This window comes from Streptomyces sp. TRM68367 (assembly GCF_014495685.1).
Taxonomy (GTDB): domain Bacteria; phylum Actinomycetota; class Actinomycetes; order Streptomycetales; family Streptomycetaceae; genus Streptomyces.
Genome location: NZ_JACTVI010000024.1, coordinates 1 through 20646, shown reverse-complemented (window position 1 = coordinate 20646; position 20646 = coordinate 1). Strand labels below are relative to the sequence as shown.

Genomic DNA, 20646 nt, shown 5'->3' with positions numbered 1-20646 from the left:
GCGCGGGTGGGCGATGGGGGTGCCCCCGCGCGAGCTCGTTCGAGCGTGGGGGAGGCACCCCGCCGGCGCGGGCAAGCGAAACCCACCCCCGGCCAGCCCCAACGCCGGGCTCCCGGCAGACACGGCCCGGCCGACGCAGTCACCCCGCACCGACCATCGGTCACCCTCAACCGCTTGCGGCTCGCGGTCAGACGTAGCGCTCCAGGATCGACGACTCCGCCAGCCTCGACAGGCCCTCCCGTACGCTCCGCGCGCGGGCCTCGCCCACGCCGTCCACCGTCTGGAGGTCGTCGACGCTGGCGGCGAGGAGTTTCTGCAGGCCGCCGAAGTGCTCGACCAGGCGGTCGATGATGGCGCCGGGGAGCCGGGGGACCTTGGCGAGGAGGCGGAAGCCGCGGGGGGAGACCGCCGAGTCCAGGGTCTCGGGCGAGCCGGTGTAACCCAAGGCGCGGGCCACTGTCGGGAGTTCCAGGAGCTCCGCGTGGGTGAGCGCGTCGAGTTCGGCCAGGGCCTCTTCGACCGTGCGCGAACGTTTGGCCGTCGGCTCGGGCACGTAGTCCCGGACGACCAGCTCGCGCTCGGGCTCCACGCCCGCGATCAGCTCGTCCAGCTGGAGGGCCAGCAGGCGCCCGTCGGTGCCCAGCTCGACGACGTACTCGGCGATCTCCGTGGCGATACGGCGCACCATCTCCAGGCGCTGGGCGACCGCCGAGACGTCCCGGACGGTCACCAGGTCCTCGATCTCCAGCGCCGACAGCGTGCCGGCGACCTCGTCGAGGCGCAGCTTGTACCGCTCCAGCGTGGCGAGCGCCTGGTTCGCGCGGGAGAGGATCGCCGCCGAGTCCTCCAGGACACGGCGCTGACCGTCGACGTACAGGGCGATCAGCCGCATCGACTGGGAGACGGAGACGACCGGGAAGCCGACCTGCTTCGAGACGCGGTCCGCCGTGCGGTGACGGGTGCCCGTCTCCTCGGTCGGGATCGTCGGGTCCGGGAGCAACTGCACGCCCGCCCGGAGGATCTTCGACAGGTCGGAGGAGAGCACGATGCCGCCGTCCAGCTTGCACAGCTCCCGCAGCCGGGTCGCGGTGAACTCGACGTCCAGGACGAAGCCGCCGGTGCACATCGCCTCGACGGTCTTGTCGGAGCCGAGCAGGATAAGTCCGCCGGTGTTGCCGCGCAGCACCCGTTCCAGACCGTCTCGCAGGGCTGTGCCGGGCGCCACCGCGCTCAGTGAGGCACGCATCAGGCCATCGGCACCGGCACTCCCACCGTACTTTCCGGGAGCTGCTCCCCGGTCGTTGGCTGCCACTGCACTCCTCCGGTCGCAGGTTCTGGGGCGCTCCCGTGTCGCACACTCGGTTCGTACGGACGGGCGAGACCAGGGCAAAGTCTACCGGCGGTCCTCCTCGTCCCGTGGGGCCTCTCGGCGACGCGAGCGCGGAAGGACCCGGAGAGCGTCCCCCATGTCGGCCACTTCCAGCACCTTCATACCCGGAGGGATCTTCCCGGGATCGTTCGGCACGAGGGCGTGCGTGAAGCCCAGGCGGTGCGCCTCGGTGAGCCTGCGCTGGACGCCGGTCACCCGTCTGACCTCGCCCGCGAGGCCGACCTCGCCGATCGCCACGAGATTCTTCGGCAGCGGGGTGTCGCTCGCGGCAGAGGCGAGCGCGAGGGCGATGGCGAGGTCGGCGGCCGGTTCGGAGAGCTTCACACCGCCGACCGTTGCGGAGTAAATGTCCCGTTTGCCCAAAGCGCTGATCCGGCCGCGCTGTTCCAGCACCGCGAGCATCATCGAGACCCGGGAGGTCTCCAGGCCGGAGGTGGTGCGGCGGGGGGAGGGAATCTGCGAGTCGACGGTCAGGGCCTGGACCTCGGCGACCAGGGGGCGGCGGCCCTCGAGGGTGACGGTCAGGCAGGTGCCGGGGACCGGTTCGGCGCGGCGGGTCAGGAACAGGCCGCTGGGGTCGGCCAGGCCGGTGATGCCCTCGTCGTGCAGTTCGAAGCAGCCGACCTCGTCGGTGGTGCCGTAGCGGTTCTTGACGCCCCGTACGAGCCTCAGGCGGGCGTGGCGGTCGCCCTCGAAGTGCAGCACCACGTCCACGAGGTGTTCGAGGAGCCGTGGTCCGGCGATCGCGCCGTCCTTGGTGACGTGGCCCACGAGGAGCGTGGACATGCCGCGTTCCTTGGAGGCGCGGATGAGGGCCCCGGCGACCTCCCGCACCTGTGCCATGCCGCCGGGGGCGCCGTCGATCTCGGGGGAGGCGACGGTCTGCACGGAGTCCATGATCAGGAGGGAGGGCTTGACCGCGTCCAAGTGCCCGAGCACGGCGGCCAGGTCGGTCTCGGCGGCGAGGTACAGGTGATCGTCGATGGCCTTGATCCGGTCGGCCCGCAGCCGGACCTGGCTGGCCGACTCCTCTCCCGTCACGTACAGCGTGCGGTGTTCGTCGCTGGCCGACTTGGCGGCGACGTCGAGGAGGAGCGTGGACTTTCCGACGCCGGGTTCGCCCGCGACGAGGACGACCGCGCCGGGGACGAGGCCGCCGCCGAGCACGCGGTCCAGTTCGGGTACGCCGGTGGGGCGGGCGGTGGCCTGGCGGCCGTCGACCTGGCCGATGGGCAGCGCGGAGGTCGTGACGCGGCCCGGTGTCGTCGTACGGACCGCGGGCGCGCCGTACTCCTCGACCGTGCCCCAGGCCTGGCATTCGGGGCAGCGGCCGAGCCACTTGGCCGTCTGCCAACCGCACTCGGTGCAGCGGTAGGACGGGCGCTCCTTGGCGGTCTTCGTACGGGCAGCCATGGACGAAACCGTAGCCTCCGCCACTGACAACGCGGATTCGCCCCCGCCGCCCTACCCGTCCCGTCCCGAGGGCTCTGACGCCCCCGGACCCCCGCTCCGGCCTGTACGGCCTCGTCCTCAAGTGCCGGACGGGCTGAGCTGGACGACCGATCCGGCGTCGAGGGGTGCGCCTGAGTTGGGCAGCAGGACCGGCGTCAGAAGTGCCGCCCCCGGTGCTGTGCTGCGCGCTCCGCGCGGAACAAGGGGTTGCTGTCCCTTTATGAGGGATCGTTTCACCCGTACGGATTAAAAGTGCTGGAGGTGGGCGAAGGGGTCGTCCGGCGCCGCCTACGGTCGCCGAATGACGAGCAGTAGGCCGGAGACCCCGACCCGCACGACGGGAGCGCATCGAGCGCACCGGGAGGCGCGTGATCGCGCGGCGGCGCGCACGTTGGCGCGGCGGCCGCCCGCGCGCTACGAGCCGTATCTGGACGGCCTGTTCACCTACTGCCTGTCCGTGCTGTGCGACCACGACGCCGCGATCGCCGCCCTCGGAGAGGTCCTGGCGCTCGCCGAACGGCGCGGCCGGCACGTGCCGGAGGCGGCGGGCGACCGGCGGGCCTGGCTGTACGCGCTGGCCCGCTGGGCTTGCCTGCGCAAGCTGGCCGAGGCCAAGCAGAAACGTCAGGGCACGCACGCGGCGAGCCGCCGCGGCGATGACCGGCGCCGACGGCGGGCGCGGGGACGCGGCCCGGGATCGGGGCCGGCGTCCGGACCGGCGTCGGGGGCGGCGGGGTCCAGCCCGGGACTGGCTGCGGGGGCCGGTTCGCGGGCGTCCGGATCTGGTCCGGGAGCAGGGTCGCCGCCGGGATCTGCACCCAGGCCGGGATCGGCATCGACACCGAGGCCGGGATCAGCCGCAGGGTTTGCGTCGGGACCGACGCCGGAACCGGCGTGGGGATCCGCACCAGGGTCTGTGCCGGCGTCAGGACCAGCCGCCGGGTCTGCATCCGGACCCGGGTCGGCGTCGGCACCGCGGTCGGGGTCGGCGTGGGCATTCGCACCTGGCCCGGCGCCGGGAGCGGCAACAGGCCCGCAGTCTGGATCGGGACCGGCGTCGGGGCCGGGCGCTGCACCGGTGCCGGGTACAGCGGCTGCGTCGGGGTTTGCGGCCGGACGCCCGGCTACCGGGGCAGGGCGTGGCCCGCAGCCGGCCGGAGATGGCCTCCCCGAGGACGTTCAGGAGCGGCGGCGGCGTGAGTTGGGGCTGCTGGCCTGGCCGGAGGCCGCCGGGACCACGCCGGAGCAGCGGGAGGCGCTCGAGCTCGCCATCCGGCATCACCTTGCCGCCCACGAGGTCGCCGCCGTCCTCGGTCTCGACCTCGCCGCCGCCCGGGAACTCCTCGCCTCCGCGGCCTGTGAGGTGGAGCGCACGCGCGCGGCCCTCGCCGTCGTGGAGACCGGCACCTGCCCGAGCGTCGCCCACCTCACCGGCGACAGCCGGCTCGTGCTCAGCGCGGCGCTGCGCCGCGAACTCGTCCGGCACGTCGACGACTGCCCCCGCTGCCGCCGCACCGCGGAGCGCGCGATCCCCGGCCGCTGGCCCGGCACCAGCGTCACGCCCGCCGAACTGCCAGTCCTGGAGGCGCCCCGCGCGGCCCTGCACGGCGCCCTGGCCCACCACCCGCGCGCGCGAGTCGCCGCACCCCGCTTCGACCGCCGCGGCTTCCCCATGGACCCCAAGGACCACGCCGCCCGAAGAGACCGCCTACGCGCGCGTGCCGTCACCACGACGGTCGTCGCCACCGTCGTGGCCGCTCCCGTGCTCGCGCTGTGGGCGGCCTACCGCGGCACCCCGATCGGCGAGGGCCAGGGCGGCCCCTCCGTCTCCGCGCGCGAGGAGTACGGCCCCGGCGGCCTCGACGGCGAGGCGACGGGCGGCGGCTACGAGAACGCCGGCAACGCCAGCACCCAGCCCGGCGCCCGCTTCGGCAAGGACGGTCCGTCCGACGTCTCCGTGGAGGTCACCAGCGTGCCCGTCAAGGGCACCGGGCACCTCGACGTGCGGGCCGCGAACAGCGGCGACACCACCCTCGTCACACTCACCGCGACCGGTTCCGCACCGATCCGCTGGTCCGCGTCCACGACCGTCTCCTGGCTCTACCTGAGCCGTTCGTCGGGAACCCTCCGCCCCGGCGAGTCGTTGACGATCAAGGTGTACGTCGACCACCTGCGCGAGCCGTCCGGCCACTGGACCGCACGCGTGGCGATCGCACCGGCCGGTGCCGTGGTCGCCATCACCGGCTACGGCACCGCCCCCAGCCCCTCCGCCCCGGGCCCCGGCCCGAACCCCGGCCCAGGCAGCCCCAGTACCCCTGGCAGCCCCGGCACCCCCAGCGACCCGCCGCCGTCCCGCCCGGACCCGACCCCGACGACCTCGGCACCCCCGGACCCGTCACCGTCCCCGTCCGGCCGGCCCACATCGCCCGCGCCCGACCCCACGCCCAGCGACCCGACCCCGTCCGGCTCCTCCGACCCGCCGGGCTCGTCACCGCCGCCCAGCGACAGCGGCGACCCGAGCCCGACCACGTCGTAAACCGGCACACCCGCACAGTCGTGGACGGCCTAGGCAGAACACCTAGTCCACCTGGCCCACGGGATCCGCCGGATGCGGTGCCAGCAACGGCAGCTGGGAGTTCAGCCGCTCCTCGCACAGCTCGGCCAGCCGGTCGTAGCCGGCCTTGCCCATCAGCTCGGTCAGCTCCGCGCGGTAGGAGACGTACACCGGATCGCCCGCGCCGTGCGCCGAGGTCGCCGACGTGCACCACCAGTGCAGGTCGTGGCCGCCCGGACCCCAGCCGCGGCGGTCGTACTCCCCGATCGAGATCTGCAGCACACGCGTGTCGTCGGGCCGGTCGATCCACTCGTACGTGCGCCGGACAGGCAGCTGCCAGCACACGTCCGGCTTGGTCTCCAGCGGCTCCCGGCCCTCCTTCAGGGCGAGGATGTGCAGCGAGCAGCCCGCGCCGCCCGGGAAGCCGGGCCGGTTCTGGAAGATGCACGACCCCTGGTAGGGGCGGGTCTGGCGCTCGCCCTCGTCGTCCTCGGAGTCCTCGGAGTCCTCCGCGATCCAGCCGTGCTCCATGCCCTCGTCGTGGTGCTGCCAGATCTCCGGCGTGAGCCTCGCCACATGCCCGGCGACCCGTTTCTCGTCGTCCTCGTCGGAGAAGTGCGCGCCCAGCGTGCAGCACCCGTCGTCCGCGCGGCCCGCCTGGATGCCCTGGCAGCCGCTGCCGAAGATGCAGTTCCAGCGAGAGGTCAGCCATGTCAGATCGCAGCGGAAGACCTGCTCGTCGTCCGCCGGATCCGGAAACTCCACCCACGCGCGCGCGAAGTCGAGGCCCTTCTCGTCGTCCACCACTGCCTGCTCCGACTTCTCCGGTGCTTCCACCCGGGAAGAACCCTTGGGTGCTTTGGCCTTCTTGGCGGACTTGTCAGCCTTTGCGGCCTTGTCGCCCTTCGCCTTTTTCGTCTTTGGCACCCGTCCAGGGTAAGTCGCCCGCGGCCCCTCCCGGGACAGCTCCCTGGCCCGCTCTTTACGCTGTTCCGGGGCCCGCGCACCGTTCGACTGGCAGTAGCGTTCCGTATATGAGACTCGGTGTCCTCGACGTGGGTTCGAACACGGTGCATCTGCTGGTGGTGGATGCACATCCAGGCGCGCGCCCACTGCCCGCGCATTCGCACAAGGCGGACCTGCGCCTTGCCCAACTGCTCGACGAGAGCGGGGCGGTCGGCCCCGACGGCGTCGCCAAACTGATCGCGGTCGTGCACGAGGCCCTCCAGGCCGCCGAGGACAAGGGCGTCGTGGACGTGCTGCCGTTCGCGACCTCCGCCGTGCGGGAGGCCAGCAACGCCGACGAGGTCCTCGCGCGCGTGCAGGACGAGACCGGCGTCGAACTGCAGGTCCTCGCCGGCGAGGAGGAGGCCCGGCTCACGTTCCTCGCCGCCCGCCGCTGGTTCGGCTGGTCGGCCGGAAAGCTGCTGGTCCTGGACATCGGCGGCGGATCCCTGGAGATCGCGTACGGCATCGACGAGGAACCGGACGCGGCCGTGTCCCTGCCGCTGGGCGCCGGCCGCCTCACCGCCGCCTGGCTGCCCGGCGACCCGCCCGACCCGGACGACGTCCGCGCGCTGCGCCGCCACGTACGCGCCGAGATCGCCCGCACCGTGGGCGAATTCAGCCGCTTCGGCGCGCCCGACCACGTGGTCGCCACGTCCAAGACCTTCAAGCAACTGGCCCGCATCGCCGGCGCCGCCCGCTCCGCCGAGGGCCTCTACGTCCAGCGCGAACTCAAACGCGAGTCCCTCGAGGGCTGGGTCCCCCGACTGGCAGGCATGACGGCCGCGGAACGCGCCGAACTCCCGGGAGTCTCGGAGGGCAGGGCGGGCCAGCTCCTCGCGGGCGCCTTGGTGGCCGAGGGCGCGATGGACTTGTTCGGCGTGGAGACGGTGGAGATCTGCCCATGGGCTCTGAGGGAGGGAGTGATCCTGCGGCGCCTGGACCACATGGGTTCGGTGTAGCGCGCCTGAAAGGGGCGCGGGGCCGTATCGATATGCGGCTCCGCCGCGTGGGCGCGCCAAGCCACAGATCACCCGTACCCGCCTATGGCGATCACCACAACGGCGAACAGGCACCCCACACCCACCCACCCCCACCCCGTAACCTGTCCTCGTGGTCGAACCAGCCGTACGCGTCCCGGATGCGAAGGTCGCCCTGTCCACGGCCTCCGTCTACCCGGAGTCGACAGCGACGGCCTTCGAGATCGCCGCACGCCTCGGCTACGACGGCGTGGAGGTCATGGTCTGGACCGACCCGGTCAGCCAGGACATGGAGGCCCTGCGCCGCCTGTCCGACTACCACCAGATCCCGATCCTCGCCGTCCACGCCCCCTGCCTGCTCATCACGCAGCGCGTGTGGTCCACCGACCCCTGGACCAAACTCCAGCGCGCCCGGGCGGCGGCCGAGAAGCTCGGCGCCAGTACGGTCGTCGTCCACCCCCCGTTCCGCTGGCAGCGCCAGTACGCCCGTGACTTCGTCACCGGCATCTGGCGCATGGCGGGCGAGACGGACGTGCGGTTCGCCGTCGAGAACATGTACCCCTGGCGCTACCGCGACCGCGAGATGCTCGCCTACGCCCCCGACTGGGACGTGACCAAGGACGACTACCGCCACTTCACGATCGACCTCAGCCACACCGCGACCGCCCGCACCGACGCCCTGCAGATGATCGACCGCATGGGCGACCGCCTGGGCCACGTCCACCTCGCCGACGGCCGGGGCTCGGCCAAGGACGAGCACCTGGTGCCCGGCCGCGGCACCCAGCCCTGCGCCGAGCTGCTGGAACGGCTCGCCCTGTCCGGCTTCGACGGTCACGTCGTCATCGAGGTCAACACCCGCCGTGCCATGTCCGGCGCCGAGCGGGAGGCCGACCTGGCCGAGGCGCTGGCCTTCACCCGGCTGCACCTGGCCTCCGCGATGAGGGTGCCGCGGCGATGACCGACGCGCCCTCCCGGGGCCGGGGCCGCCCCCGCCGTACGGAATCCGCCGGCACCCGCGACCGCATCCTGAGCGCGGCCCGCGAGGAGTTCTCCGAGCGCGGCTACGAGAAGACGTCGGTGCGCGGCATCGCCAAGGCCGCCGGGGTCGACTCGGCGCTGGTCCACCACTACTTCGGCACCAAGGAGAAGGTCTTCGAGGCGGCGGTCGAGGTGGCGTTCGCGCCCGCGTTCACGGCGCGGGACGAGGTCCTGGAGGGCCCCCTGGACGCCGTGGGCGAGCGTATGACCCGCATCCTCTTCGGCCTCTGGGAGAACCCGGTGACCCGGACGCCGCTGCTCGCGATCCTCCGGTCGGCGGTGAACAACGAGACCGCGGCGGCGGTCTTCCGCCGGCTCGTCGCCACCCAGCTGCTGCGCCGTATCGCGGACCAGCTCGACCTGCCGGACCCGGAGCTACGGGCCGAACTGGCGGCCTCGCAGCTGGTCGGGATCGTGATGATCCGGTACGTGATCAAGATCGAGCCGCTGGTATCGGCGGACATCGAGCAGATCATCGCGCGGGTGGCGCCGGTGGTGCAGGCACACCTGACGCAGCCGTGAGGCCCTGAGACGCACCGAGATGCCCTGAGATGTTACATCCCGTATTCCGGACACCGCGTCCCGCCCCCTGGATGTCCGGCGTACGCTCAGTAGCAGTCAGAACTCTCCGAACTCTCTGACAGCCGTATCCGAAGGAGCGAGCGACGATGCCCGAGCTGAGGTCCCGCACAGTCACCCACGGCCGTAACATGGCGGGCGCCCGCGCCCTTATGCGCGCCTCCGGTGTACCCGGTGCGGACATCGGCCGCAAGCCGATCATCGCGGTCGCGAACAGCTTCACGGAGTTCGTGCCCGGCCACACGCACCTGGCGCCGGTCGGCCGGATCGTCAGCGAGGCGGTCGTCGCGGCGGGCGGCATCCCGCGCGAGTTCAACACCATCGCCGTCGACGACGGCATCGCGATGGGCCACGGCGGCATGCTGTACAGCCTGCCCTCCCGCGACCTGATCGCGGACAGCGTGGAGTACATGGTCGAGGCCCACCGCGCCGACGCCCTGATCTGCATCTCCAACTGCGACAAGATCACCCCGGGCATGCTCAACGCGGCCCTGCGCCTGAACATCCCGACGGTCTTCGTCTCCGGCGGCCCGATGGAGTCCGGCCGGGCCACCCTGGTCGACGGCACGGTCCGCACGCTCGACCTGATCGACGCGATCTCCGACGCCGCCAACGACAGGATCTCGGACGAGGACATCCTCCGTATCGAGGAGAACGCCTGTCCGACCTGCGGCTCGTGTTCCGGCATGTTCACCGCCAACTCGATGAACTGCCTCACCGAGGCCATCGGCCTCTCCCTCCCCGGCAACGGCTCGGTCCTGGCCACCCACACCGCCCGCAAGCAGCTCTACGTCGACGCCGCCAACACGGTGATGGACATCACCCGCCGCTACTACGATCAGGACGACGAGACGGTCCTGCCGCGCAATGTCGCCACCTTCGCGGCGTTCGAGAACGCGATGGCCCTCGACATCGCGATGGGCGGCTCGACCAACACGATCCTGCACCTGCTGGCCGCGGCCCAGGAGGCCGGCGTCCCGTTCGGCCTCGCGGAGATCGACGCGGTCTCCCGCCGGGTCGCCTGCCTGGCCAAGGTGGCTCCGAACGTGGCGAAGAACCGCACGTACTACATGGAGGACGTGCACCGCGCCGGCGGCATCCCCGCCCTCCTCGGCGAGCTGCACCGCGAGGGCCTGCTCAACGAGGACGTGCACTCGGTCCACAGCCCGTCCCTGTCCGACTGGCTGAAGACCTGGGACGTGCGCGGCGGTTCCCCGTCGCCCGAGGCGGTCGAGCTGTGGCACGCGGCCCCCGGCTGCGTCCGCTCCGCCGAGGCGTTCTCCCAGTCCGAGCGCTGGGAGGCCCTGGACGAGGACGCCGCGGGCGGCTGCATCCGCTCCGTCGAGCACGCGTACTCCAAGGACGGCGGCCTCGCGGTCCTCAAGGGCAATCTCGCGGTCGACGGCTGCGTGGTGAAGACGGCCGGGGTCGACGAGTCGATCTGGACCTTCGAGGGCCCGGCGGTCGTCTGCGAGTCGCAGGAGGAGGCCGTCGAGAAGATCCTGCTGAAGGAGATCAAGGAGGGCGACGTCGTCGTCATCCGCTACGAGGGCCCCAAGGGCGGCCCCGGCATGCAGGAGATGCTCTACCCGACCTCGTACCTGAAGGGCCGCGGCCTCGGCAAGGCCTGTGCCCTGATCACCGACGGCCGCTTCTCGGGCGGCACGTCCGGTCTGTCCATCGGCCACGCCTCCCCGGAGGCCGCGTCGGGCGGCACCATCGCCCTCGTCGAGGACGGCGACCGCGTCCGCATCGACATCCCGAACCGCTCGATCGAGCTGCTGGTCGACGACGCCGAGCTGGCCCGGCGCGAGCAGGCGCTCGGCGGGACGTACGCCCCCAAGAACCGCGACCGCAAGGTGTCGGCGGCCCTGCGGGCGTACGCCGCGATGGCGACCAGCGCGGACAAGGGCGCGGTGCGGGACGTCAGCAAGCTGGGCTGACACAGACCGCCTTGAGGGCCGCTCCTGCCGAGGGGCGGCCCTTACGCGTGGCGGCAGTCCCTATGCGTCTATGTGTGGTGGCTGTTCCTACGCATGTGTTGTGGGTGTCCTTACCCGCGCCAGGCCGACGGGTCGCGGGCGTCCACCGCGAAGACGGTGCCGTCGGGCGCGGTGGCGTAGACGCGGCCGTCGACGATCAGCGGTTCGGGCAGGGTGGCTGCGACCCGGTCCGCCTGCGCGCCGAGGCGGGGCGCGGTCTGCCCCGCGAGCCGCCCCTCACGGGCGTCCACGGCGAGCAGCCGCCCGTCGGGGGCGCTTACGAACACGTGCCGGGCGTCCGCGACCGGCCGCGACCCCCGGCTCACGGCCGCCTCGAGGCTCCACAGCCGCTTGCGCGCACCCACGTCGACGGCCTCCACCGAGCCGCCGGCGGCCACGAGATAGACGACGTCCCCGCGTACGGCGGCCTGGGCGCCCTGACGGGGCACGGGCAGCGGCACCCGGCGCGTCACCTCCGTCTCCCGGGTGTAGCGGACGACGGCCTCGGCCTGGCCGTAGACCTGGTCGAGGGAGAGGAAGAACACGGAGCCGTCATGGGCGCCGACGGGCTCCAGATTGCCGTTCAGCCGTGCCGTCCACCGCACGTCGCCGGTGACCGGGTCCACCGCCGTGACGCGGGTGCGCGAGCCGTCGGCGGAGGTGCTCGTCGCGTACGCCAGCCGACTGCCGGGGAACGAACGGAAGTACGGCGCGCTGAGCCCCGGGATCGGCCGGCTCCACTTCGTGTGGCCCGTCGTGCCGTCCACCGCGGTGACCTTGCCGTCGGCGCCGGTGAGCAGGAGCATGCCGCCGATGCGCGTCACCCCGCTGTACGGCGGCACGGGGCGCTGCCAGCGCGGATCGCCGGAGGCGGGGTCGAGCGCCTCCAGGCGGTGGCCCTGGCTCGCCATGGGCTGCACGAGGCCGCCGGACAGGACCGGGGCCTCGCTCCTGACCTCCTTGGGCACAGGGTGCTTCCACAGCAGTCCGCCGTCGGCCGGATCGACCGCGAAGACCACCCCGCTGCGGGCGCAGAACAGCGTCCCGGCGCCGTGGGAGCACTCGGGCGTGCCCTCGCCGCGCGGGGCGGGCCGCACCGCCCACGCGCTGATCCGGGCCGACGCCGTCGTGGCGCTGCCACTGCTCCGCGCCGCCGGTTCCCGGTCGTCGAGCAGCCGGACCGAGGCGAACACCGTGCCCGCGACGAGCGCGAGCGCTCCCGCCGACAGGGCCGCCAGGGCTGTTCGCCGGCGCGTGCGCGGCGCGGGCGTCGGCACCGAGTCCGCGGCACGGGACCCGCCCGCGTCCGGCCGCGGCACCTCGTCCGCCGCCTCCGGCAGGTCTCCCGGCCGTACCGGCCGTACCAGCTGTCCCGGCTGTCCCGCCTCTCCCGGCTGTTTTGCTTCGGCCTCATCCGTGTCGTGCGTCCGCGGCGACGGTACGAACGCCTGCGTGTCGTACGACGCCGCCACCGACCGCAGTTCCCGCATCAACTCGTCCGGCGTGGGCCGGTCCTCGGGCTCCTTGGCGAGACAACGCAGCACGACCGGCGCGAGTTCTTCCGGTACGCCGGTCAGGTCGGGCTCGTCGTGCACGACCTGGTAGGCCACGATGTACGGGCTGTCGGAGTCGAACGGCCCGCGCCCCGTGGCCGCGTGCACCATCACCGACCCGAGGGCGAAGACGTCGGCGGCCGGACCCACCTCGCGCGGGCGCCGGAACTGCTCCGGCGCCATGAACGGCGGTGTGCCGATCAACTTGCCCGTCTCGGTCCGCAGTTCGCTGTCCTTCGGCCGGGAGATGCCGAAGTCGATGACCTTCGGGCCGTCGCCCGCGAGCAGCACATTGCTCGGCTTGAGATCCCGGTGCACCACACCGACGCGGTGAATGTCGCGCAACGCCTCCGCCAGCCCGGCCATCAGCCGCCGCAACTGCCCGGGCGCCATCGGCCCGTTCCGCTTCACCTGCTCGGCCAGGGTCGAACCCGGAATGAACAGCGTGGCCATCCACGGCCGTTCGGCCTCCGGGTCGGCATCCACGACGGGCGCGGTGAACGCCCCGCTCACCCGCCGCGCCGCCGTCACCTCCTGCCGGAAACGCCCCCTGAACTCGGGGTCCTCGGCGAACTGGGCATGCACGATCTTCACCGCGAGCTTCATCCCCGAGGTGCTGCGCGCCAGATGCACCACGCCCATGCCGCCCGACCCCAGACAGGACTCCAGACGATAGTGACCGGCGAACTCCGGAAGTTCCGCTTCCGCGCCCGCTCCGGTGTTGCGCTGTGGCGCCATGGGACCACCCCCGTGCTGGTTCGTTCGCGCGCGCGACGCACGGAGCCTAGTCGATGACTCGTATGAGCCAGAGGCGGCTTGCTAGTGCCCCGGCAGGCAACGTTCGCCCCGTCGCGGCGCCCGGCACGCCTTCTCGCCGCACCGGCCGAAAGCCCAAGTACGTCCAGTACGAGGGCTTCCGGCCGACACGCCGAGAGCACGCACCGGACGCCGCTCCTTGACGGGCAACGCTGCCTGTCGGGGCACTAGCCTCTCCGTGCGAGTTTGCGTACATGTGTTTCATTGACGTGATTTAGGGGAATCAACGGGACCCCATGGCAGTCATGGGGTGCAAACGGGGGAGGGTGCATGTCAGTTGACCGTGTCCAGGAGACCGCGGGCAGAGCGTCGCACGGGGGAGGGGAGGCGGAGGCCGCCGCCACGGTCGTCCGCTACTACTCGGTCGCGCCAGGCTACCGCCTCAACGTCCGCAGCGGCCCCGGCACCGGCTACCCGGTCGTCCGCGTCCTGCCCGAGGGCGCCAGGATCCCGATCTACTGCCAGACACCGGGCACGTGGGTCTCGGGTCCCTACGGCACCACGAACATCTGGGACAACATCGCCGACGGCCAGTACGTCTCGGACGCCTACGTCCGCACGGGCAGCGACGGCTACGTCGCTCCGCGCTGCGGCTAGAACCTGGCCCAACCGGAGCCCGTGGGCACACCGGCGCCATAATCGACGCGTGAGCGAAGAGAACGGCAACCCGGACAACCCCGCGGGCTCCGAGGGCTCTCAGAGGGCCAAGGGTTCTCGGAAGGCCAAGGGTTCCGAGGATGCCCAAGGCTCCCGGAGGGCCAAGGGGTCCGAGGAGGCCAAGGGCTCCCCGGGGCCCGTGGTCCCCACGGCCCCGTCCGGCCCCCGCCCCGAGCCCCTCCGCTTCTTCGGCACGACCTGGGTGCACCACGACCACGGCTACACCGCCCGCCGCGTCGCCGCCTCCGTCGGCTCGCTCGCCGCGGCCGTGGCCTCCTGTCTCGTCCTGCGCATCGCCTACCAGGGCCTCCAGATCGCCGACATCGGCAGCTTCGTCACACTCCTCATGGTCGTGATGTTCGCGGTCTGCAGCGCGCTCGCCTTCCGCCACACCTGGGACGGCTTCACCCGCCGCCCCGACCCCGACCGCCAGGCCTCCTTGCGCGGCCTCCTGGCCATCGGCTTCGTCGGCTCCCTCCTCGCCTACTTCCTCCGCTCCCTCACCGAGGCCCCCGGCGAGAAACTCCACCGCACCGAATACGAGGCTGCCCGCAAACACCACGAACAGCGCACGTCCCGCCGCTCGGGCAACCCGTCGAAGAAGCGCCGTCGGTCGTAGGTGGCCGGGTGAAGGGGACCTGAACCTCCAGAACACCGAGTTCCTGCCGGCGCCTCACTTCTCACCAGAATCCAACTGCCGCCCACCCCCACTCCCAGCCACCATGGCCGTATGGCCACAACGCCCCCGCCTCCCACCACGCCCGCCGGCTCCTCGACCCAGACCACCCGGACCACCCACACCGCCCGAGCCCACTCCTTCAACGCCGTCGCAGCCCAGTACGCCGCCAACCGCCCCTCCTATCCGCCCGCCCTCTTCGACGCGATCGAGGACATGGCCGGCCTTCCCCTCACCGGCGCCCGCGTCGCGGACGTCGGGGCCGGTACCGGCATCGCGACGGCCCTCCTGCACGGCCGCGGTGCCGACGTGGTCGCCGTGGAGCCGGGGGACGGCATGGCGGCGCAGTTCCACGGCACGCTCCCCCGTATCCCGATCGTCCGCGGCAACGGCAACGCGCTGCCCCTCGCCGACGCCTCGGTCGACTTCGTGACGTACGCCCAGGCCTGGCACTGGACCGACCCGGCCCGGGCGGTGCCGGAGGCGCTGCGCGTGCTGCGTCCGGGCGGGGCGCTGGCGCTGTGGTGGAACACCGACGCCATCGACGTGCCCTGGATCGCGCAGGCGGCCGAGCGCACCGGGCGCCGCTTCGGCGTGCACATCCCGGCTGAGAGGCGGAACGTCAACGCCCGCGTCGCCGACCCCACCGGCCGCCTCCACTTCGCCCACCGCACGGTCCGCTGGAGCCGCCGCGTCCCGCTGGACACACACCTCGCCAACATCGGCAGCCACTCGATCTTCCTCGTCGACGCGGAGCGCAGCGCGGCCTTCCTCGCCGAGGAGCGCGAGCACCTGACGCAGGTGTTCCCGGACGGGATGGTCGAGGAGGTCTACGACGTCGTTCTGCTGGTCGCGACCAGCCCGGCCGCCGTCACCCCCTGACCTCTCCCCGCAGCCCACCTCTCCAGGGCCGCCGCGCAGGCGTGGTCCAGGTGCCGCAGCCCGCCCAGCTCCAGCCGCACCGCCCGCTCGCGCGGCAGGCCCTCCAGCGCGTCCAGCAGCTTCGGCAACCGCAGGAAGGTGGCATGCCCGGCCGCCCGGCGTGCCCCTCCCGCTTGACGCCACCCACCGGCAGGAGGATTATTCATCATATGATGAATTACGTGTCCGACCCACCCCGAACCGGCCCGGACGCGACCGGCTCACCCGCCGTCCGCGCCGAGGGCCTCACCGTCGTCCGCGGCCCCCGCACCGTGCTGCACGGCATCGACTTCACCGTCCCGCGCGGCCAGGTCACCGGCCTCCTCGGCCCCTCCGGCTGCGGCAAGTCCACCCTCATGCGCGCGATCGTCGGCACCCAGGCCAAGGTCACCGGCACCCTGGACGTCCTCGGCCACCCCGCCGGCCACCCAACCCTGCGCACCCGCATCGGTTACGTCACCCAGGCCCCGTCCGTCTACGACGACCTGACCCTCCGCCAGAACCTCGACTACTTCGCCGCGATCCTCGCACCCGGCCGCGCCTCCGCCGAACGCCGCCACGGTGTCGATCGCGTCCTCGCCGACGTCGACCTGACATCTCACGCCGACGCCCTGGCCGGCAATCTCTCCGGCGGCCAGCGCAGCCGCGTCTCCCTGGCCGTCGCCCTCCTCGGCACCCCCGAACTCCTGGTCCTCGACGAACCCACGGTCGGCCTCGACCCCGTCCTGCGCCGTGACCTGTGGAACCTCTTCCACACCATCGCGGCGGAACGCGGCGCGACCCTCCTCATCTCCTCCCACGTCATGGACGAGGCCGAGCGCTGCCACCGCCTCCTCCTCATGCGCGAGGGCGAGATCCTCGCCGACGACACCCCCGACGCCCTGCGCACCCGCACCCGCTCCGACACGGTCGAGGCCGCGTTCCTGCACCTCGTGGACGAGGCAGTCGCCGCGGCCAACCGCAAGGAGGAGACCGCCCGATGAGCAAGACGCCCGCCACTACGACCACGACCGCGCAGCCGATCACCCCCGCGCCCCCGAGCGCCCTCAACGCCTCCCGCACCGCCGCCACCGCGGCCCGCGTCCTGCGCCAGCTGCGCCACGACCCGCGCACCATCGCGCTGATGATCCTCATCCCGTGCGTGATGCTGTTCCTGCTGCGCTACGTCTTCGACGGCAACCCGCGCACCTTCGACAACATCGGCGCGTCCCTCCTGGGCATCTTCCCGCTCATCACGATGTTCCTGGTGACCTCGATCGCCACCCTGCGCGAACGCACCTCCGGCACCCTGGAACGCCTCCTTGCCATGCCCCTGGGCAAGGGCGACCTCATCGCGGGCTACGCGCTCGCCTTCGGCACCCTCGCGATCATCCAGTCGGCCCTGGCCACCGGCCTCGCGGTGTGGTTCCTGGGCCTGGACGTCACCGGCAGCCCCTGGCTCCTGCTCCTCGTGGCCCTCCTCGACGCCCTGCTCGGCACCGCCCTGGGCCTGTTCGTATCGGCCTTCGCGGCCTCCGAGTTCCAGGCCGTCCAGTTCATGCCGGCGGTGATCTTCCCGCAGCTCCTCCTCTGCGGCCTGTTCACCCCGCGCGACGCGATGCACCCTGTCCTGGAGGCCATCTCCGACGTCCTGCCCATGTCCTACGCGGTCGACGGCATGAACGAGGTCCTCAAGCACACCGACATGACCGCCGCCTTCGTACGCGACGTGCTGATCGTCGCGGGCTGCGCCCTCCTGGTCCTCGGGCTGGGAGCAGCAACGCTACGCCGCCGCACCGCGTGACCAACCTGCCAGGCCAACGCCGGCTCCCTGCCCGACCGACCCGGAGGACGGTTACTTCTCGGCCGACCGTGCCGGGCGGCGGTCGCTTCTCGGCCACCACGGCCGTCCGCTCCGCCACCGTGTCCCGAACGGCCGCACGGGTCGCGGGGCCACGGATGGTCAAGGCGCCAGCCCCACCCCCGTCCTTCACCACCGTGGGAGGCGACCGACCAGGTCCTTCCGCACGCCGGACCGGCCCCGCGAGCCGGTCGACGCACCGGCAGACCGCCGCTTCCGCACGCCGCGCCGACCAGCACGAGCCCGTCGGCGGCCCGACGGCCGACGTCCGTTCAGCGGACACCTCCGCCGCGCACCCATCCCCGGTGCGAGGATGAACCCGGACGACGCAACCTCCGGAGGACACCCCAGCCATGACCCAGAAAGTCGCAGTCCTCGGCACCGGCAAGATCGGCGAAGCCCTGCTCAGCGGAATGATCCGCGGCGGCTGGCCCCCCGCAGACCTCCTGGTCACCGCCCGCCGCCAGGAACGAGCCGACGAACTCCGCACCCGCTACGGAGTGACCCCCGTCAGCAACCCCGAGGCCGCCAAGACCGCCGACACCCTGATCCTCACGGTCAAACCGCAGGACATGGGCACCCTTCTCGACGAACTCGCCCCCCACGTCCCCGCCGACCGCCTGGTCATAAGCGGTGCCGCAGGCATCCCCACCTCCTACTTCGAGGCCCGCCTCGCGACCGGCACCCCGGTCGTCCGCGTCATGACGAACACCCCCGCCCTCGTCGACGAGGCCATGTCCGTCATCTCCGCCGGCACTCACGCCACCGCCGAACACCTCGCCCACGCCGAGGAGATCTTCGGTGCCGTCGGCAAGACCCTCCGCGTCCCCGAGTCCCAGCAGGACGCCTGCACCGCCCTCTCCGGCTCCGGCCCGGCGTACTTCTTCTACCTGGTCGAAGCCATGACCGACGCCGGCATCCTGCTCGGCCTGCCCCGTGACAAGGCCCACGACCTGATCGTCCAGTCCGCGATCGGCGCCGCGACCATGCTCCGCGACAGCGGCGAACACCCGGTCAGGCTCCGCGAGAACGTCACCTCCCCCGCGGGCACGACGATCAACGCCATCCGCGAACTGGAGAACCACGGCGTGCGAGCCGCCCTCATCGCCGCCCTCGAAGCCGCCCGCGACCGCAGCCGCGCCCTGGCCTCCGGCAACAACAGCTGACCCGCACCCGCCCGACGGGGGCGGTCACCCCGCCGCGTCCACCACCTCCTTTGTGGTCACCACACGCGCGAAACCGCCCCCGTGCAGCGACACCGCCGACGCCTGCGCCAACTCCTCCGCACTCCGCCGCCAGCCGAACGGCCCCGCCAGGCCGAACGTGTACGTCGCGTCCCCTCCGCCGTCAGCCAGGCGCCCAGGTCCGGCGTCCCGAGGAAGGCCGAGTTCACGGTCTTCGTGATGAACAGCTCAGCCCCGTCCCCCTTCCCGCGCCGCCGCTCCACCGCACCTTCGCCCGCCACTTCGCCGCCGAGACCGGCACCACACCCCTGAGCTGGCTCCTCGACCAACGCATCGCCGCAGCTCAGAAACTCCTCGAACGCACCGACCTGCCCATGCCCGAGGTCGCCCGTCGCGCCAGCTTCGGCAGCGAGGTCACGATGCGCCAGCACTTCGCATCGCGCCTCGCCACCAGCCCACGCGCCTACCGAGCTGCGTTCAGCACGGCACCCGTATCAGAAACGGCCGGCAGCAAGCCGATCGCGCGATAGGCGGCATCCACGGTCGGCCGCGCCATGGCCCGCGCCCGCTCCGCACCATCCCGCAGCACCCCCTCCACATAGCCAGGATCCGCGCACAGCGCCCTGTGCCTGTCCTGCACGGGCCTGAGAACCTCCACCACGGCCTCCGCGGTGTCCTTCTTCAAGGCGCCGTACGACTCATAAACGCTGCTCAAGGCCTCTGGGTTCCCACCCGTGCACGCAGCGAGGATCTCCAGCAGATTCGCCACCCCCGGCCGCGCCTCCCTGTCGTACACGACCTCCCGCCCGCTGTCCGTCACGGCCCGCATGACCTTCTTCCGCGCCACATCGGGCTCATCGAGCAGGTAGACGATCCCCGACCCCGAGTCGTCCGACTTCCCCATCTTCGACGTCGGCTCCTGCAGGTTCATCACTCGCGCGGCCACTCTCGGCAGCGTCGCCCGAGGCACCACGAACGTGTGCCCGTACCGCTGGTTGAACCGCACCGCCAGATCCCGCGTCAGCTCCACATGCTGCGACTGATCGTCCCCGACCGGCACCTCGTCGGCCCCGTACGCCAGGATGTCCGCCGCCATCAGCACCGGATACGTCAGCAGTGACAGCCGCACACTCCCGCCCCGCGCCCGCTCCCGCGCCGACTTCTCCTTGTACTGGATCACCCGCCGCATCTCACCGTCGGAAGCCACGCACTCCAGCACGAACGACAGCCGCGCGTGCTCATCCACATGACTCTGTACGAACACCGTGCACAGTTCCGGATCCAGTCCGGCCGCCAGCAACAGCGTCGCCGCCTGCCGACTCAGCCGGCGCACCCGCGCCGGATCGTGCTCCACGGTCAGCGCATGCAGATCGACGATGCAGAACAGCGCATCGGCCTGGTGCTGGTCGACCGCGGCCCACTGCCGCATGGCCCCCAGGTAGTTCCCCAGCGTCAGGTGCCCGGTCGGCTTGACCCCGCTGAAGACTCGCGTCATCTCTTCTCCACCTCCTGGTCGAGGCCACCGCCCCCGGCCGGCCGGCCCTCAGGGGTTCTGGAGGGAGAAACGAGAACGGCCGCCGAGGCAGCGACCGTTGAGTGCATACGTGTGTACGGCCGCCGTCAGGCGGCCCACCACTGCTGGGAACACGTATGCGTCGTCATGCGTCACAGACTACGCCGTCGGAGTGCCCTCCGGAGCGAAGTTGACACACCCCGGCTCCCTCCGTAGTGTTCTCCGAGTTGTCCGACGTGAGCGCCGACTCCGGTCGGTCCCCGGACAGCCACTCCGCAAGACCATCCACTACTCGACGACAGTCGTGCTGTCTGTCGTCGCGTAATTGGCATGCGTATTTACGGAATGAGGAATCCACGTTCGAAAGGACGCGGCCCCCCGATTAGGTCGGGAGCCGGGAATCCGCTAAAGTCTCACTCGTCGGAACGGCCCAACGGCCGCGAAGACAACCCCCGCTGACTGGGGATCGGGTCGAGAAAAGATCTGATAGAGTCGGAAACACCGAA

The 20646-nt window shown here is 72.0% G+C and carries 17 protein-coding genes and 2 pseudogenes; 12 read left to right on the top strand and 7 right to left on the bottom strand.

What is annotated here, in order from left to right:
• Positions 1-187: 187 nt before the first annotated feature.
• Together disA and radA are read right to left on the bottom strand one after the other, a co-directional pair.
• A complete protein-coding gene (gene disA, locus H8R17_RS17825; protein ID WP_187824194.1) occupies positions 188-1312 on the bottom strand; it encodes a DNA integrity scanning diadenylate cyclase DisA in 1125 nt (374 codons plus the stop codon).
• 81 nt (positions 1313-1393) lie between these two features.
• A complete protein-coding gene (gene radA / locus H8R17_RS17820; protein ID WP_187824193.1) occupies positions 1394-2803 on the bottom strand; it encodes a DNA repair protein RadA in 1410 nt (469 codons plus the stop codon).
• A 787-nt stretch (positions 2804-3590) separates the two neighbouring features.
• Between radA and H8R17_RS17815 the strand changes: the two genes are divergently transcribed.
• Positions 3591-5378 (top strand): BACON domain-containing protein, encoded by a 1788-nt coding sequence (locus tag H8R17_RS17815; RefSeq protein WP_187824269.1) that lies wholly within the window; start codon positions 3591-3593, stop codon positions 5376-5378.
• A gap of 42 nt (positions 5379-5420) precedes the next feature.
• Here the strand turns inward: H8R17_RS17815 and H8R17_RS17810 are convergent, their stop codons facing one another.
• Entirely contained in the window at positions 5421-6233 is an 813-nt protein-coding gene (locus H8R17_RS17810; RefSeq protein ID WP_399476890.1) for a hypothetical protein, read from the bottom strand.
• Between the two features lie 197 nt (positions 6234-6430).
• On the opposite strand from H8R17_RS17810, the gene H8R17_RS17805 reads away from it, so the two are divergent.
• The 4 genes from H8R17_RS17805 (at position 6431) to ilvD (ending at position 10941) form a co-directional block, all read left to right on the top strand.
• Positions 6431-7363: a Ppx/GppA phosphatase family protein gene (locus H8R17_RS17805; protein WP_187824191.1), complete on the top strand. Its 933-nt coding sequence runs from the start codon at positions 6431-6433 to the stop codon at positions 7361-7363.
• A gap of 151 nt (positions 7364-7514) precedes the next feature.
• Positions 7515-8339, top strand: a complete 825-nt coding sequence (locus tag H8R17_RS17800; RefSeq protein WP_187824190.1) for a sugar phosphate isomerase/epimerase — start codon at positions 7515-7517, stop codon at positions 8337-8339.
• On the top strand, positions 8336-8941 hold the full coding sequence (locus tag H8R17_RS17795) for a TetR family transcriptional regulator (protein ID WP_187824189.1): 606 nt from the start codon (positions 8336-8338) through the stop codon (positions 8939-8941). Before H8R17_RS17800 ends, H8R17_RS17795 begins: the two co-directional genes overlap by 4 nt.
• A gap of 146 nt (positions 8942-9087) precedes the next feature.
• Positions 9088-10941, top strand: coding sequence for a dihydroxy-acid dehydratase (gene ilvD / locus H8R17_RS17790; RefSeq protein ID WP_187824188.1), 1854 nt, complete (start codon positions 9088-9090; stop codon positions 10939-10941).
• Between the two features lie 110 nt (positions 10942-11051).
• Here the strand turns inward: ilvD and H8R17_RS17785 are convergent, their stop codons facing one another.
• Positions 11052-13271 carry a PQQ-binding-like beta-propeller repeat protein gene (locus H8R17_RS17785; RefSeq protein WP_187824187.1) on the bottom strand — a complete coding sequence of 740 codons (2220 nt, stop codon included), beginning with the start codon at positions 13269-13271 and terminating at the stop codon, positions 11052-11054.
• 348 nt (positions 13272-13619) lie between these two features.
• On the opposite strand from H8R17_RS17785, the gene H8R17_RS17780 reads away from it, so the two are divergent.
• The 3 genes from H8R17_RS17780 to H8R17_RS17770 all read left to right on the top strand — a co-directional run bounded on the left by H8R17_RS17780 (position 13620) and on the right by H8R17_RS17770 (position 15564).
• A complete protein-coding gene (locus H8R17_RS17780; RefSeq protein ID WP_187824186.1) occupies positions 13620-13946 on the top strand; it encodes an SH3 domain-containing protein in 327 nt (108 codons plus the stop codon).
• Between the two features lie 199 nt (positions 13947-14145).
• Positions 14146-14625 (top strand): EamA/RhaT family transporter, encoded by a 480-nt coding sequence (locus H8R17_RS17775; protein ID WP_187824268.1) that lies wholly within the window; start codon positions 14146-14148, stop codon positions 14623-14625.
• A gap of 111 nt (positions 14626-14736) precedes the next feature.
• Positions 14737-15564 carry a class I SAM-dependent methyltransferase gene (locus H8R17_RS17770; RefSeq protein ID WP_187824185.1) on the top strand — a complete coding sequence of 276 codons (828 nt, stop codon included), beginning with the start codon at positions 14737-14739 and terminating at the stop codon, positions 15562-15564.
• Here H8R17_RS17770 and H8R17_RS17765 read toward each other — a convergent pair.
• Positions 15513-15722 (bottom strand): annotated as a pseudogene (locus H8R17_RS17765) (SulP family inorganic anion transporter); the annotation flags it as partial. The gene H8R17_RS17770 and the pseudogene H8R17_RS17765 sit on opposite strands and share 52 nt — an antisense overlap.
• A gap of 51 nt (positions 15723-15773) precedes the next feature.
• Between H8R17_RS17765 and H8R17_RS17760 the strand changes: the two are divergent.
• The 3 genes from H8R17_RS17760 (at position 15774) to proC (ending at position 18609) form a co-directional block, all read left to right on the top strand.
• Positions 15774-16586, top strand: a complete 813-nt coding sequence (locus tag H8R17_RS17760; RefSeq protein WP_187824184.1) for an ABC transporter ATP-binding protein — start codon at positions 15774-15776, stop codon at positions 16584-16586.
• On the top strand, positions 16583-17386 hold the full coding sequence (locus H8R17_RS17755) for an ABC transporter permease (protein WP_187824183.1): 804 nt from the start codon (positions 16583-16585) through the stop codon (positions 17384-17386). The genes H8R17_RS17760 and H8R17_RS17755 overlap by 4 nt, the downstream gene beginning before the upstream one ends.
• 410 nt (positions 17387-17796) lie before the next feature.
• On the top strand, positions 17797-18609 hold the full coding sequence (gene proC / locus H8R17_RS17750; protein WP_187824182.1) for a pyrroline-5-carboxylate reductase: 813 nt from the start codon (positions 17797-17799) through the stop codon (positions 18607-18609).
• Positions 18610-18633: 24 nt separating this feature from the next.
• Here proC and H8R17_RS46875 read toward each other — a convergent pair.
• Positions 18634-18890 (bottom strand): annotated as a pseudogene (locus H8R17_RS46875) (cysteine hydrolase); the annotation flags it as partial.
• Positions 18891-18935: 45 nt separating this feature from the next.
• On the opposite strand from H8R17_RS46875, the gene H8R17_RS17745 reads away from it, so the two are divergent.
• Positions 18936-19157 (top strand): helix-turn-helix domain-containing protein, encoded by a 222-nt coding sequence (locus H8R17_RS17745; protein ID WP_399476888.1) that lies wholly within the window; start codon positions 18936-18938, stop codon positions 19155-19157.
• Here the strand turns inward: H8R17_RS17745 and trpS are convergent.
• Positions 19091-20122 carry a tryptophan--tRNA ligase gene (trpS, locus tag H8R17_RS17740; RefSeq protein WP_187824181.1) on the bottom strand — a complete coding sequence of 344 codons (1032 nt, stop codon included), beginning with the start codon at positions 20120-20122 and terminating at the stop codon, positions 19091-19093. The genes H8R17_RS17745 and trpS overlap by 67 nt on opposite strands.
• Between the last annotated feature and the right edge of the window lie 524 nt (positions 20123-20646).